General features: G+C 63.7%; 12 protein-coding genes and 1 pseudogene. 12 read left to right on the top strand and 1 reads right to left on the bottom strand.

Translation table 11 applies throughout. The features are described 5' to 3' along the window. Positions 1 to 18: 18 nt before the first annotated feature. From ACK99Q_RS00270 to ACK99Q_RS00220, 11 genes are all read left to right on the top strand, one after another. Positions 19 to 900 (top strand): branched-chain amino acid ABC transporter permease, encoded by an 882-nt coding sequence (locus ACK99Q_RS00270; protein ID WP_410184261.1) that lies wholly within the window; start codon positions 19 to 21, stop codon positions 898 to 900. 78 nt (positions 901 to 978) lie between these two features. Next, the gene (locus ACK99Q_RS00265) at positions 979 to 2,742 is read left to right on the top strand and encodes an ABC transporter permease subunit (protein WP_410184260.1); all 1,764 of its coding nucleotides are present in this window, start codon (positions 979 to 981) and stop codon (positions 2,740 to 2,742) included. Continuing rightward, positions 2,735 to 3,448 carry an ABC transporter ATP-binding protein gene (locus ACK99Q_RS00260; protein WP_410184259.1) on the top strand — a complete coding sequence of 238 codons (714 nt, stop codon included), beginning with the start codon at positions 2,735 to 2,737 and terminating at the stop codon, positions 3,446 to 3,448. The genes ACK99Q_RS00265 and ACK99Q_RS00260 overlap by 8 nt, the downstream gene beginning before the upstream one ends. 60 nt (positions 3,449 to 3,508) lie before the next feature. Beyond that, positions 3,509 to 5,122: an AMP-binding protein gene (locus tag ACK99Q_RS00255; protein WP_410184258.1), complete on the top strand. Its 1,614-nt coding sequence runs from the start codon at positions 3,509 to 3,511 to the stop codon at positions 5,120 to 5,122. A 26-nt stretch (positions 5,123 to 5,148) separates the two neighbouring features. Next, positions 5,149 to 6,093 (top strand): hypothetical protein, encoded by a 945-nt coding sequence (locus ACK99Q_RS00250; protein WP_410184257.1) that lies wholly within the window; start codon positions 5,149 to 5,151, stop codon positions 6,091 to 6,093. A gap of 3 nt (positions 6,094 to 6,096) precedes the next feature. Next, positions 6,097 to 7,080, top strand: coding sequence for a 2-hydroxyacid dehydrogenase (locus ACK99Q_RS00245; protein ID WP_410184256.1), 984 nt, complete (start codon positions 6,097 to 6,099; stop codon positions 7,078 to 7,080). After that, positions 7,077 to 8,048 carry a glycerate kinase gene (locus ACK99Q_RS00240; RefSeq protein ID WP_410184255.1) on the top strand — a complete coding sequence of 324 codons (972 nt, stop codon included), beginning with the start codon at positions 7,077 to 7,079 and terminating at the stop codon, positions 8,046 to 8,048. The genes ACK99Q_RS00245 and ACK99Q_RS00240 overlap by 4 nt, the downstream gene beginning before the upstream one ends. Positions 8,049 to 8,140: 92 nt before the next feature. Further along, positions 8,141 to 9,277 (top strand): flavin reductase family protein, encoded by a 1,137-nt coding sequence (locus ACK99Q_RS00235; RefSeq protein ID WP_410184254.1) that lies wholly within the window; start codon positions 8,141 to 8,143, stop codon positions 9,275 to 9,277. Between the two features lie 8 nt (positions 9,278 to 9,285). Further along, positions 9,286 to 10,308 carry an aldo/keto reductase gene (locus tag ACK99Q_RS00230; protein WP_410186043.1) on the top strand — a complete coding sequence of 341 codons (1,023 nt, stop codon included), beginning with the start codon at positions 9,286 to 9,288 and terminating at the stop codon, positions 10,306 to 10,308. A 60-nt stretch (positions 10,309 to 10,368) separates the two neighbouring features. After that, positions 10,369 to 10,695, top strand: a complete 327-nt coding sequence (locus ACK99Q_RS00225) for a YciI family protein (protein ID WP_410184253.1) — start codon at positions 10,369 to 10,371, stop codon at positions 10,693 to 10,695. Between the two features lie 71 nt (positions 10,696 to 10,766). Then, positions 10,767 to 11,705, top strand: a complete 939-nt coding sequence (locus tag ACK99Q_RS00220; RefSeq protein ID WP_410184252.1) for a 3-hydroxybutyryl-CoA dehydrogenase — start codon at positions 10,767 to 10,769, stop codon at positions 11,703 to 11,705. 21 nt (positions 11,706 to 11,726) lie between these two features. Here the strand turns inward: ACK99Q_RS00220 and ACK99Q_RS00215 are convergent, their stop codons facing one another. Continuing rightward, positions 11,727 to 12,623, bottom strand: coding sequence for a LysR family transcriptional regulator (locus tag ACK99Q_RS00215; protein WP_410184251.1), 897 nt, complete (start codon positions 12,621 to 12,623; stop codon positions 11,727 to 11,729). A gap of 74 nt (positions 12,624 to 12,697) precedes the next feature. Here ACK99Q_RS00215 and gabT point away from each other — a divergent pair. Beyond that, a pseudogene (gene gabT / locus ACK99Q_RS00210) lies at positions 12,698 to 14,034 on the top strand (4-aminobutyrate--2-oxoglutarate transaminase). The last annotated feature ends 365 nt before the right edge of the window (positions 14,035 to 14,399 follow it).

The following is a 14,399-nucleotide window of genomic DNA, read 5'->3' as shown; positions in this document are numbered from 1 at the left end:
GAAAGGATTCCTTGCACGATGTCGCTCTTCATCGGCACTTTGATTGCGGGTATCGCGCTTGGCCTGCTCTATGGACTGCTCGGGTTCTCCATTGTCGTGCTTCACAAGGCGACCGGCGTGGCGAACTTCGCCCAAGGGGCCCTCGCGATGCTCGCGAGTTTTCTCGTCGTCAAACTCGGAGATGGCTTCTCGCTCTCGCTGGGCGTCTCGATTGTCCTGACCGCAGTGCTCATGGTGTTCATCGGAAGCGCGATCTATGCGCTCGTCCTGCGGCCCATGGACGACGCCGGCACCCTCAACATCACTATTCGGACTTTCGGCGTCTTGATGCTGATCACCGCGGTCGTAAACATCTTCTGGTCCGAGGGACAGCCGTTCAGCTTTCCTTCGGTGTTCCCCGACGGGGTGGCATTGAACATCGGCCAGGTCGCCATTTCCTGGTTGACCGTGGGCACCATCATTGTTGCGGGAATCCTTGTGGCGGCATGCGGAGTGGTCTTCAATCGCACTCGCTTGGGACTCACGTTCCTCGCGTTGGCCGAGCGGCCTGAGATCGCCCGGCTGCTCGGGGTCAAGACGCGTCGGCTCTCCTTGATTGCCTGGGCCTTCGCGTCTCTTGTGGCCGTGGTGGTCGGAGTGCTGGTCGCGCCGTCGATCCTCGTCTCGTCGAACATGATGGACGGCTTCCTCCTGTTCTCGTTCGCCGCGGCTGTCGTTGGCGGGCTCGACAGCTTGGGTGGTGCGTTCGTTGGCGGACTCATCGTCGGCGCCGTCAGCAGCGTCAGTTCTGTCTACGCCAGCCACGAGATGGCGGCCGTGCTCATCTTTGCCCTCGTGCTCGTCTCGTTGGTGGTGCGTCCTCAGGGGATTTTCGGACGCGCCGCGCTCGAGCGGCTCTGACGCCACTCCCGTCGCCCTAATCCACGTTTGGAAGGAACTTCTGTGGCCCTCTCTTCTCGCGCACGCAGCGGAACCCTGGTGCCCGTCCTCGCCCTCTTGGCTATCCTGCTGTTTCCGCCTCTGCTCGGACTCGACCTCAGGACGCAAGACAGCCTCACGCTGGCGTTGATGTTCGCCATCGCCGCCGTCGGACTGGACATCTTCTCCGGATACGGAGGTCAGATCTCCATCGGCAATGTCGGCTTCGTGGCGATCGGTGCCTATGCGTCTGCCTACTTTGCCGGTGTTCACGGCTGGAACCCTTGGCTGACCCTCCCCGCGAGCATCGTCGTCGCCGGCGCCGTCGCGATCGTCCTCGGTATACCGATGGTGCGTCTGGGCGAGCTCGGTGGTGCATTCGTCACATTCTTCTTCGGCTTCGTCGTCTTCGTCGTCGTCGGAATGAATGCACTCACTCCGTATACCGGCGCCCAAGCTGGCGTCTTCGTCCCGGCTCTCACGCTCGGCTCGCTTAGCTTCACCTCTGGTTCGGCGCTGTATTACCTCGCGTGGACGATCCTGGCGATCACTGCTTTGATCAGCGTTAGGTACGCGAACTGCCGATCTGGCAAGGCGCTGCGAGTGATCAAGCGTAGCCCCGTCGTGGCCGCTTCCTTGGGCATCCGTGTCCAGCGAACCAAGCTGACGGCCTTCGTCTATTCGGCCATGACTGCCGGAGCAGCTGGTTTCGTGTTCGGACAGGTCCTCGCCTACATCAGTCCGGAGAACTTCCCGACGATGATGTCGCTGATGCTGTTCGTGATGGTGATCGTCGGAGGGTTGGGAAGCATCGCTGGGCCGATCCTCGGCACCGTTGTGATGACACTCGTTGTACAAGCCACCCGCGAGGCTGGTGACTATCGGGAACTGGCGTACGCCGTCATCCTGGTGCTGGTGCTGATCTTCATGCCCGAGGGTCTGTATGGCGAGCTCGAGCGATGGTTCAGCCGCATGCCTTGGCGTCAGCGAAAGCACGCCAGTCCCTCCGTCCAGCGGACCTCCGTCCTGGCAGCAGGAGCAGGAGGTGAGAGCGCAGGGGCGTCACTCGAACTCAGCGGTGTCACTGTCGCTTTCGGCGGCGTGCGCGCGCTTAACGGGGCCGCGTTCAAGGTCGAGACGGGTCGTATCCACGCGCTCATGGGACCGAATGGAGCCGGCAAGACGACGATCCTGAATTGCATCACGGGGCTGCAGCGCTATGCCGGTTCGATTCGGCTCGACGATGTCGAGCTAAACGGAAAGACACCGCAGCAGATCCGGGCTCTCGGGATCACGCGGACGTTCCAGAATCCGTCACTGGTCGGTGACCTCACCGTGCTGGAGAACGTGGAGCTCGGTATGTTCGGGGAGGATCCATCCGGCCTGCTGGGCGACCTGCTGCCGACGCGGTCCACGCTCCATCGTGATCGACGTGCGCGGTCCGCCGCTGAGGACGCGCTCACCCTCGTTGGCCTGGCGCCAGCCCTGTGGAACAAGAGGGCCAACGGCCTTTCGCTGGCCGAGCAGAAACTCACTGACGTGGCCCGGGCGATCGTCGCGCGCCCGCGACTCGTTCTCTTGGACGAGCCGTCCGCCGGTCTACATGAGGATGAGATCGACCGCGTCCGGGCAGCCATGCAGAACATCAACTCATCCTCCGGTGTCTCGGTCGTCGTCATTGCGCATCACGTCGGCTTTCTGCGCGACGTGGCCCATTCGGCGACCGTCCTCGACTTCGGTCGGGCGATCGCGCAAGGTTCGCCCGACGAGGTCGTCGAGCAAGAGAGGGTCATCGAAGTCTTCCTGGGAGTCAGCCATGCCTGAACCGATGTTCGTCGTAAACGATCTTGCGATCCGATTCGGGGCCGCCCATGTCATCGATTCCTTGAGCTTCAGCGTCGATCACGGTGAAGTCGTGGGACTCGTCGGACCGAACGGCGCAGGCAAGACGTCGACGCTGCGCGCGATCTCCGGTGTCATCGCTCGGACCGCGGGCGACTTGACACTCGAGGGGACATCACTTCCTCGAAGGCCTGACGCAGTCGCCGCGCTCGGTGTCGCGCACGTCCCAGAAGGACGAGGGCTCATTCCCTCGCTGACCGTCCGACAGAACGTGGAACTCGGGGCAGCCGCGCTCGGTCGAAAGGTCAGGGGTCCTCAGTGGGAGCAGGTACTGGGTCTGTTTCCGGCGATCGAGCCCTTCCTAAGCACGAGGGCGGGACTTCTCAGCGGGGGGCAACAGCAGATGGTGGCGGTGGCACGAGGCCTGGTGAGCGATGCCAGATTGATCATGGTCGACGAGTTGAGCCTTGGGTTGGCACCTGCCGTGGTGACTGACCTGCTCGAGGCACTGAGGTCGATCGCCGACAGCACTGGCGCTGGGCTGCTCCTGGTCGACCAGAACGTCCGTGCCTTGGCCGAGATCTGCGACCGATCCCACACGATTCGCGACGGTCGCGGATATGACGTGGACCTCGAGCAGCTCGACGTCATGCACAGCGACTACCTCGGGAGTCGGCGGACGTCGTAGCCACACAACCGCCACGTCAGCGCAACATCTTTTACAGGCAAGAGAGGGACACTGAGTTCTATGAGTTCGATCGATCTTCGCGATCTTGGTGGTGGCACGATTCACGGATTGCTTGCGGCACGAGCCGCCGCCGCACCCGACAATGTCGCCGTCGTATCTAACGACGTCGAGATCACCTACGGAGAACTGAACGAGCGCGCAGAGAGGCTAGCTTCGAGCCTCATCGGCGCCGGCCTCAAACGTGGTGACGCGGTCAACCTGTTCATGACCAACCGGATCGAGTTCCTCGTCGCATTCTTCGGAATCTTGCGTGCGGGGCTGACCTTCGTCCCGGTAAACACGGGCTACAAGCAGGACTTCCTGCTGTACGCGATCGAGCATGCCGACGCCCGCGCGATCATTACCGAGACGCGTCTCGCCGAACCCCTGTCCGCGTTGGCAGCGCTTCCGCAAGATGTCAATCATGTCGTGTTCGTCGACGGTCGCCCCGACTCCTTCCCGCACGAGAGCATCACTGCCTGGGATTGGGACGACTTCATCGCCACGGGCAAGTCGGGAACCGTATTCCCGGAGGTCCAGCCCGGCGACGTGTCGGGGATCTTCTACACCTCCGGCACGACCGGGCGCAGCAAGGGGGTGATCTCTCCACATCTGAAGTTCACCGTGATGGCGCGCGAGGCCGCGGTTGCGATGGGGACCACAAGCACTGATCGTCTGTACACCTGCCTCCCGCTCTTCCACGGAGGAGCGCTGTTCGCGGTCGCGCTCCACGCCATCTATGCAGGAGGCGCAGTGTGTGTCTCCGAGCGATTCAGCGCATCCCGGTTCTGGGATGAGATCCGTGCCTATCGGGCCACGTTCTTCTTCGCACTCGGGTCAGTCCTTCCAGTCCTGCTCAACCAGCCACCGTCGGACCGAGACCGTGACCATCAGGTGACCCGCATCTTCGCAGCGCCAGCGCCGGCCGACGTCCTCTACCGATTCGAGGCACGCTTCGGTGTCCACATCATCGAGGGTTACGGGCTGAGCGAGGTCAAGAACATCCTCTACAACCCCCGCGAGGGTCGGAAGGTCGGCTCGCTCGGCAAACCGACCGCATCATCGATCATCGAGGTGCACGACGAGCGTGGGCATCGAGTATCGCCCGGTCAGGTCGGCGAGATCGTCTATCGGCCGCGGTTCGCCGACATCATGTTCAAGGGTTACCACCGTGATCCTGATGCGACGCTCGCGACCATGTCCGACCTGTGGTGGCACACCGGCGACGCCGGAACCGTGGACGACGACGGCTTCTTCTACTTCCTCGACCGGAAGAAGGATGCCTTGAGGCGCCGGGGCGAGAACATCTCCTCCCAGGAGGTTGAGGCGGTTGTCGCGTCCTATCCCGGCGTGTTGGAGGCCGCAGCGGTCGCGGCCAAGTCTGATCTCGGCGAGGACGAAGTGATGGTGGTCGTCGAGGTGGTGGACCCTGATGCCTTCGATGAGGAGAAGCTGTTCATGCACTGCGACCGGCGCATGCCGCACTTTATGGTGCCGCGCTATATCCGCGTCGTTGGGAGTCTTCCGAAGACCCCGACGGGCAAGATCCGCAAGGTTGAGCTCCGCGACCGCGGCCTGGGCGCAGACGTCTGGGACGCAACGACACACGGCCTCACCCCGACCCGAAACCTGTGACTCCCGAACTCCAAGGAGAAAATCTCATGTCCGACGTCCTGATCCGCGACATCGCGCCTCGGCTGACCTTCCAAGCGCAGCCCGGTACGACGAACCAGAAGATCGAGCTCGTCAATCGACTGGTGGCAACCGGCATCAAGGCAGTCGAGGTCTCGTCGTTCGTGCGTGCGGATCGTGTTCCCGGCCTCGCCGACGCCGAGGAAGTGTTCTCGGCCATCGACCGGCCCGCGGGCGTCAGCTTCGAGTGCTGTGTCGGGAACGTCTCCGGAGTCGAACGCGCCATCGGGTCCCGCGTGAACCGGGCCTGGTTCCTGCTTTCGGCCGACGAATCCTTCGCATCGAACAACATCGGTCGGTCGATCGACGAGTCATATCGGACGCTTGCGAATGCCGCCGAGGCTGCTAATGGCACATCGACCGAGGTTGGCACCTATCTCATCGCTGCGTGGGGTGGGCCCACCGGGCTGGCGCGGCGTCCGTCCGATCTTGAACCGATGTGGCGGCGGTTGGTCGACATCGGAGTCACGCAATGGATCCTTGCTGACTCGTGTGGATACGCCAGCCCCCGGCAGGCTCGGGAGACCGTCGAGGCAGCGCTGCAACACGTTCCGGCCGAGTCGATCACCATTCAGGTGCACGACGCGCGGGGTATGGGGCTGGCCGTCATCGCAGAACTGCTCGACTTGGGAATCCGCAACTTCGACACCTCACTGACGGGCGCCGGCGGACACCCTGCGATGCCCGGCGCGCGGGTGGGCGGGGTGTGTACGGAGGATGCCGTGCAGATGATCGAACTGCTCGGCTATGAGACCGGTATCGATGTGCCTGCCCTGATCGGGCACGCCGACTGGTTCGCTGACGTCCTGGGTTCGGGGGCATACGGGTTCGTGCGCCATGCAGGCGCCGTCCCGCAGCACGAGGGCGAATCCGATCCTTTGTTCTCGGGGTTCCGCTGGGCGAGTGGTTCCTGACCCATGGCCCCACGCTTTCTGGTGACCCGTGACGTGCCGGGTCCCGGTATTCCCATGCTTTCCGACGTGGGCGAGACCACGGTGCTGGACAGATCACCGTCGTACGAAGATCTCCGATCGATGTGCGCGTCTGGTGACTTCGACGTCGTGGTCACCCAACTCGTTGACCGGGTCGACTCTGCTCTGATCCAGACCGCTCGCGTACGCGGGTTCGCTAACTATGCAGTCGGATACGACAACATCGATGTCGAAGCTGCTGCAAGCCGCGGCATCACCGTCACCAACACTCCGGGAGTGCTCACCGCGCCGACGGCGGACGTGGCCATGCTGCTCATCCTCGCCACCGCACGCCGGTGCGTGGAGGCTGATGCCTTCGTGCGATCCGGTCGTTTCGTGGGCTGGGAACCCGAACTCCTGCTCGGGGCCGACGTCTCAGGCCGCAGGCTTGGGCTCATCGGATGGGGGCGCATTGCGCGAGCTGTCGCACAGCGCGCGCTCGGATTCGATATGGACGTCACATTCGCGACGGTCCACGACGCGAATCGACGTCGACGGCCCGACGAACTGATGCCGGGAGTCAGGCAGGTCGAACTCACCGAACTCCTCCGCAACAGCGAGTTCGTGTCCCTGCACGTGCCCTTGAGCGAGACGACTCACCATCTGATCGACCGCGCGGCACTGGCTCTCATGCGTAATGACGCCATCCTCATCAACACTGCCCGCGGTCCGGTGGTCGACGAGCGGGCCCTTGTTGACGCGTTGTCGAATTGGGACATCGCGGGGGCCGGGCTCGATGTGTTCGAGGACGAACCCCGGCTCACTGAGGGCTTGGCGCAGCTGCCGAACACGGTGCTCCTGCCTCACTTGGGCAGTGCGACCGTCCGGGTTCGCCATGAGATGTCGCGCCTCGCTGCGACGAACGCGATCGCGATCGCTTCTGGAGACTCCGCACCACATGAGGTCCAGTCCGTGAGTGCACGACGGTGACGGTCATCATCGCGCCCGACAGTTTCAAGGGAACGTTTACTGCGTCCGAGGTCGCGTCGGCGATCGCCAGCGGTGTTCGAGCCGGCGGGGTCGATGCGACAGAGGTACCGCTCGCCGACGGGGGAGAGGGCACCCTCGCGGCGCTGGCTGGCCCGATGAGCCTTGAACCAGTGACGACTACCGCGACGGGCCCCTGGGGTGAAACGCTGGACGTCGGATACGGGATCGCTGCCGATGGCACGGTGGTCATCGAATCGGCGAGGATTATCGGACTGCACGTTCCCAGTACCGGAGCGAGGGATCCACTCCTCGCGAGCACCCGCGGCGTGGGGGAGCTCATCGCCGATGCGGTCAAACGCGGGGCCACCGGTGTCGTGCTCGCGCTCGGTGGGTCGGCGACCTCCGACGGTGGCATGGGGGCCATCTCGGCGATCGACGACTTGATCGGCCAACTCGAAGTCCCCATCACCCTCCTCACCGACGTCACGAACGGATATCTGGATGCGGCGACGGTGTTCGCTCCGCAGAAAGGGGCGAACGAACGACAGGTGGCTTTGATCCAGGAGCGGTTGATCTCCCTCGCGGCAGGGTTGCCGCGAGATCCCAGGAGCGTCGAGGGAGCCGGTGCCGCTGGCGGACTTGCTGGTGGCCTCTGGGCACGCTACGACGCCTCGATCGAGTCGGGGGCACGGTATGTGATTGAGAGGTCCGGCATCGCTGGCCGCGCCGACATCGACGTCTTGGTGACAGGCGAGGGATGCCTCGACGGTCAGAGTCGGCACGGGAAGCTCGTGTCAGGCGTCCTCAAGGCTGCTCGCGGAAGGCCGGTTCACGCGGTCGTGGGGTCGATCGGCACTGATGTGGGCGTTTTCCTCGAGGAGTTCAGCTCCGTCACGACTGCGCCGGATCTACCTGAGATGCATGCTGCCGGACTCCGAATCGCCGAAGCGGTCCTCAACGGGTCGTAGCTGCCACCCTCCCGTCGAGGGGGCAGGACTCTCTTGCAGAGCGGGACTGACCCCGATAGTATAAGCATGCTTATAAGGAAAGGAGATGGCTGATGCATACGATCGCGGTCGAGGCGACTCCGGACGATCCGAGTGTCTTCCGCATGGTGATGGGGCAGTATCCGACTGGGGTCTCGGTCATCACGGCGGTCGACAACGAGCAACCGGTTGGGATGGTCGTCGGCAGCTTCACGAGCGTGAGCCTCGACCCCCCGCTGGTGGCATTTCTCCCGGCAACGACATCTTCGACATGGCCGCGCATCCGCGAGTCGGGGCGGTTCTGCGCCAACTTCCTCGCCAGTGACCAGGAGGACCTCTGCCGCGCGATGGCGACGAGTGGCGGAGACAAGTTCCAGGGCGTGAGTTGGTCTGCCTCGCCCGGCGGAGCCCCCGTGCTCGAGGACGTTGTCGGCTGGGTTGATTGCCGAATCGAGTCGGTCTACCCGGCCGGTGACCACGAAATCGTGATCGGCCGCGTTGAGGCGCTGGCTGCGGGCCAAGGAGGTCTGCCGATGGTGTTCTTCAGGGGAGGCTACGGTCGGTTTTCGCCCCACTCGCTGACTGCCCAGGCGGCCGAGTACGGTCCGCCGCTGCGTGTCGTCGACAGCGCGCGTCGCTTGATGGAGGAGGTCGCTCAGCGCACTGGAACACAGATCGTCGCGGCGTACTGTGACGGCCAAGAGCACACCATGCTCGCGACCGCTGGTACGCCGACCGATCGCTCGATCCCTCCGGCGGTCATCGGTCAAGCAGTACCGGTCTCAGGTGTCATCGGTCTGTGGTGGATCGCCTTTGCCTCGAAGGAGTACCAGCAGGCCTGGGCGGACGGGCTCCCGCGGGACGTGGCTGCGCGCTACCTGGCCCTTCTCCAGGAGATCCGGAATGCGCGTGTCTGCGTCGGGTCACGAACTCTCAGCTCACCCATCCGCGGTCTCATCGACGGCACTCGCCCCCACGCGGAGTTCGTCGTGGATCCGGACCTCCTCTCGCCCACGCGACTTCGCGACAATGACGGGGACGTCGTGAGCCTGTGGTCGCCAGCCTTCGCGCAGGACGGGGAACCGACCTTGGGGTTCATGATGACGGGCTACCCGCACGACTGTGTCGACCTGACCCCTTACGCGGAGGCGTTGACCGGCCTGGCGAGTGACGTCACCGCACAACTCGCGTCCGCGGACCAGCGCCGATGAGCGCCGGAATGAACCACCGACCGCTCGGCCGCACCGGTGTACGGGTCAGCCCGCTGTGCCTGGGGACGATGATGTTCGGGACGTGGGGCAACGCCGATCGGGACGAGTCCGTGCGGATCATCCATGCGGCACTCGAAGCGGGAATCAACTTTGTCGACACCGCAGATGTCTATTCCGGAGGAGCCAGCGAGGAGATCGTCGGCGAAGCTCTCAGAGGCCGTCGCGACGACGTGTTCCTCGCGACGAAGTTCTTCATGCCCATGGGCGATGATCCCAATCACCGCGGCAGCTCACGAAGGTGGATCGTCAGGGAAGTCGAGAACTCCCTGCGTCGCCTGGGAACCGATCGCATTGATCTCTACCAGGTTCACCGGCCCAGTAACGACACGGACATCGAGGAAACCCTCGGAGCGCTCGATGATCTCGTGAGGAGCGGCAAGATCCTCTACGCGGGATCGTCCTCCTTCACGGGATCGCAGATCGTTGAGGCTCAATGGGCAGCGTGCGATCGCGGCCTCGTCAGATTCGTCACCGAGCAGCCCCCGTACTCAATTCTGGTGCGCGGAATCGAGCAGGACGTGCTCCCGGCGGTGCAGCGTCACGGGATGGGCACACTCACCTACAGTCCGCTCGCCGGGGGTTGGCTCTCGGGGCGTTGGCGCACGGGCTCGGCATCGAGCCCGGTGTCGAGCGCCAGGCCCAGCGTCCGATTCGACCTCACGAACCCAACGAACCAGCGCAAGCTCGACATCGTGGAGGAACTGGCCCTCGTCGCTGCTGACGCAGGACTGAGCCTGATCGAGTTGGCGATCGCTTTCGTCATCAATCATCCCGGAGTCACGAGCGCGATCGTGGGTCCACGGACGATGGAACAACTCGAGTCCTACCTGCCGGCTGCGGAGGTCGAACTCGACGCCTCGACGCTCGACAGGATCGATGGATTGGTGGCTCCCGGCGTCACAGTCAACCCCGGAGACACCAGTTACGGCGAGGCCGACCTAGTGCCCACGGCGCTCCGGCGAAACGCGTAGACGCAAGACCAACTCTCCTTGGTCTATAAGGCCACCAAGCAGTCACGAAGGGAATCTGGCATGGCGGTATTCATCGTGCGATTTGAACATCCGAACGAGACCGGTTGGAAGGAGTGGGTCCGTCCGCACGTCGAGTGGGTTCAGCAGCATGTCGAGTCCGGCGACATCATCGCCTCCGGGCCTTCGGTGAACACCGCGGTCCGCCAAGGGTGGCTGGTCATGCGAGCCGAGGATGAAGCGGCGCTGCGAACGATCATCAGCACCGATCCGTTCTGGCCCAACGGCATCGTGGAGAACCTCCTGATCGTCCAGTGGGATCCAATCTTTGGCCAGCTGGTTGCAGAGTCGTCGTCCCCTGCAGGCTTCGACACCACGCAACTGCCCTAGCGGGCTGGCGCGTCACGTTTCTCCAGGGACGTCCACCGTGGAGCACGAACAAACGAGGAGTGGTGGGAATCATGAGAAGCATCGCGGTCATCGGTGGGGGCCTGATGGGATCGGGCATCGCCGAGGTTACAGCTTCGTCTGGCGTTGAGACCGTCGTCGTCGAAGTGAACGATACAGCGGCGGACCGAGCCCGTTCCCGAATCGAATCGTCGACGCAGCGGGCGCAAACGAAAGGGAAACTCACCGTCGAGGATCGCGAAGCTCTGCTCAACCGGATCCGCGTCGTCACTGACATCGAGGCGGTTGGAGACAGCGATATCGTCATCGAGGCGGCGGCCGAGGACGAGGCCACCAAGCTGGAGTTGTTTGCCCGCCTCGGAAAACTCACTGCCGAGGAGAGCATCTTGGTTTCGAACACGAGCTCGATTCCGATCGTCAAGTTGGGCGCGGTCACGGGCCGCGCCGATCGGGTTATGGGGGTGCACTTCTTCAACCCCGCACCAGTGATGCCTTTGGTCGAACTCGTGCCCTCGCTCACCACTAGCGACAACACTGTTGCTCGTATGCGGGAGTTCGTCGAGACCGATCTAGGCAAGCAGGCGATCGAGGCGACCGACCGTGCCGGGTTCGTGGTCAACTCCCTTCTCGTGCCGTACCTGATGTCGGCGATTCGAATGTATGAAGCAGGTTACGCGACAGCCGCAGACATCGACGATGGAATGATGCTGGGATGTGGCCATCCGATGGGTCCCCTTGCGCTGAGCGACCTCATCGGCCTCGACACGGTCCGAGCCATTGGCCTGTCGATGTACGAGGAGTTCAAAGAACCGCTCTTTGCGCCCCCTCCGTTGCTCGACCGCATGGTCGCTGCGGGTCTCCTCGGAAGGAAGTCCGGCAGGGGTTTCTACGACCACGAGTCGCTAGCGAAGTACCGGCCGCGGCAACTCGATAGCACTGGTTTGGAGAGCCAAGACGCTGGTCCGAAGGCCGGTGCCGGAGGCCTTCGTTGACCGCAGCGTCTCGAGTAAGGGTTATGCGCTCGATTGAGAGGTTGATCCCGGATACCTTGCACCGATCCAGTCAGTGAGGAGCTCGACCAGTGTCTCCAAGTAGGGGGCCGCGATACTGCGCTCGTCCCAGGCGGCGACGAGCTTGATCGCCAATGGACCTTCCTCGGTTGCGATCGCCAGCGGCTCAAGCTTGAAACGCGGGTCGTCCGATACGACGGCGGCCCCTCGACCAGATGCGGCGAGGGCCTGCGCGATCGTGCCGTTTCCAGCCTCTAATAGCTGGTCGTACGAGTTGCCGCTTTTCGCCACGGCTGTGTCGAGAGCCTCGCGTGCTGTGTAGGTCGTGGGCAGCGCGACCAGAGGACGCTTCAGCAAGTCGAGCAAGGTGACGCTGGACCGTTCGGCCCACGGGTCGTGAGCGGGCACATAAGCCCAGACAGGCAGGCTTGCCAGTTCTCGATATGTGTACGGATGGCTGGGTCTGTGGGTGCTGATCGAGAGGTCGGCCCCCTCCTCCAACGTGGTCCGGACGCTTAAGCCGTCAGCGCTTCTCACATCGACCACAGGATCGTCCGAAGTCATCGTTGCGACAAACGGCGCGATGACGTCGGTGAGGGTCACGGTCGGAGCCGCGATGGTTACCCGCGCTACACCGCCGTAAGCATGGAAACGCGCTTCGGCGCGAAGCAGGTCTGCGGCTGCTAGCAATTCGCGAGCCTTCGGGAGAAGCGCGCGCCCGGTGCGGCTGAGCGCAAGCCGTCCCGCGTTCCGATCGAACAGGTCTGCGCCAAGCTCTTGCTCGAGTTGCCGAAGTTGTCGTGAGATCGCTGGCTGCGTGATGTGCAGACGTGTTGCGGCACTGCTGACGCTGCCCGAGTCGGCGATCGTGACGAAGTATTTGACGTGGCGCAGCTTCACTATGCCTCCAGGGCAACGGGAGATGCATTAAGAAGTATTAGACAGCATACGTGGTCGTTGCTCATTATCGACGCATGACCGCAGTCGAGACGACAATCGAACAGCGACGAGTGCTGAAGACAAGCGTGCCGGGTCCGGAGTCGCGAGCCCTCATGGCCCGCAAGGCATCGGCGGTTGCCGCGGGCGTCGGTACGACGATGCCGGTCTTCGCAGTGCGCGCCGGCGGCGGAGTTGTGGTGGACGTTGACGGCAATCATCACATCGACCTCGGATCCGGCATCGCCGTGACGACGGTCGGTGCGAACGCCCCCGGGTGGTCGAGGCCGTTCGCGAGCAGGCGGCTTTCTTCACACACACGTGCTTCATGGTCACGCCGTACGAGGGCTACGTCGCTGTTGCCGAGGCGCTAAACCGCCTGGCGCCGGGCAATCACGACAAGCGCACCGCGCTGTCCAACTCTGGCGCCGAGGCCGTCGAGAACGCCGTGAAGACTGCGCGCTCTCACACAGGTCGACAAGCGGTCGTCGTGTTCGATCACGCTTACCACGGCCGCACCAACCTCACAATGGCGATGACCGCGAAAAATATGCCTTACAAGCATGGCTTCGGCCCATTCGCGAGCGAGGTCTACCGGGCACCAGTCTCCTACCCCTACCGCGACGGCGGCACCGACGGCGCCATCGCCGCGCTCCACGCGATCGACATGATCGAGAAGCAAGTCGGTGCCGCGAACCTAGCTGCTGTCGTGATTGAGCCGATCCAGGGTGAGGGCGGGGTCATCGAACCGGCTTTGGGCTTCCTCCCTGCTTTAGCCGCATGGTGTCGCGACAACGGCGTCGTGTTCGTGGCCGACGAAGTGCAGACCGGATTCGCACGCACCGGCGACATGTTCGCTTGCAACCGCGAGGGCGTGATTCCTGACCTGATCGTGACCGCGAAGAGCATTGCGGGCGGCCTGCCGCTGTCTGCGGTCACAGGTCGCGCCGAGATCATGGACGCCGCTCACGTTGGCGGCCTCGGTGGCACGTACAGCGGCAACCCGCTGGCCTGCGCCGCAGCACTCGCCGCGATCGAAACCATCGAGGCGGAGAATCTGATTGGGCGCGCCCGGGAGATCGAGGCGATTCTGCTCGACCGGCTCCACCGTATCGGGGCTTTCGACGCCCGCATTGGTGATATCCGTGGCCGTGGCGCCATGTTCGGCGTGGAGTTGGTGCGCGCCGGCACCGACGTCCCCGACCCAGCTCTGGCGCAGGAGGTCGTCAGCGCGGCGCACCGCAAGGGCGTGATCGCGCTCACCTGCGGCACATACGGGAACGTGCTCCGCTTCCTGCCGCCGCTCTCGATCTCCGACGACCTGCTGAACGATGCGTTGGAGGTACTTGCCCAGACCTTCCAGGTCATCCGATGACGGTGATGACGGGCCCCATCTCGACCCTCTCGACGCCGCGCTCAGGCAGTTCGCAGATGTGCGTCCCCGGAATGACAGAGGACCCTCCGGATGTTCCCAGTTTCGCCGCGTGAGGTGATGGGAAGCCTTCCGTTCGGACGAGGCGCGCGATGACCTGTTCGACCGGCGTCACACGCGACGAGACGGTTCGGAGCTAGCGCGGAATTTGACGAAGCTGCGCCCGCTGACCCCCACGTGCTGCCATGGCCCACGGTTGGGCTCGGGGCGAACGACTAATACCAGACAGCGCGGCACTAGATTTCGAAATTCACTTGTCATATCGAATTGACAGGTGATTGTATGGCTCACGTCACAGGGTCGCGATC

Source organism: Aeromicrobium sp. MLTX1, assembly GCF_046452335.1.
GTDB lineage: Bacteria > Actinomycetota > Actinomycetes > Propionibacteriales > Nocardioidaceae > Aeromicrobium.
Note: the sequence above shows the minus strand (reverse complement) of the source record. Positions and strands in the feature narration are given on the sequence as shown.

Excerpts from the sequence above, each read along its gene's own strand:
- ACK99Q_RS00270 (WP_410184261.1), top strand. The coding sequence starts at position 19 with ATGTCGCTCTTCATCGGCACTTTGATTGCGGGTATCGCGCTTGGCCTG.
- ACK99Q_RS00260 (WP_410184259.1), top strand. The coding sequence starts at position 2,735 with ATGCCTGAACCGATGTTCGTCGTAAACGATCTTGCGATCCGATTCGGG.
- ACK99Q_RS00255 (WP_410184258.1), top strand. The coding sequence starts at position 3,509 with ATGAGTTCGATCGATCTTCGCGATCTTGGTGGTGGCACGATTCACGGA.
- ACK99Q_RS00250 (WP_410184257.1), top strand. The coding sequence starts at position 5,149 with ATGTCCGACGTCCTGATCCGCGACATCGCGCCTCGGCTGACCTTCCAA.
- ACK99Q_RS00245 (WP_410184256.1), top strand. The coding sequence starts at position 6,097 with ATGGCCCCACGCTTTCTGGTGACCCGTGACGTGCCGGGTCCCGGTATT.
- ACK99Q_RS00235 (WP_410184254.1), top strand. The coding sequence starts at position 8,141 with ATGCATACGATCGCGGTCGAGGCGACTCCGGACGATCCGAGTGTCTTC.
- ACK99Q_RS00230 (WP_410186043.1), top strand. The coding sequence starts at position 9,286 with ATGAACCACCGACCGCTCGGCCGCACCGGTGTACGGGTCAGCCCGCTG.
- ACK99Q_RS00225 (WP_410184253.1), top strand. The coding sequence starts at position 10,369 with ATGGCGGTATTCATCGTGCGATTTGAACATCCGAACGAGACCGGTTGG.
- ACK99Q_RS00220 (WP_410184252.1), top strand. The coding sequence starts at position 10,767 with ATGAGAAGCATCGCGGTCATCGGTGGGGGCCTGATGGGATCGGGCATC.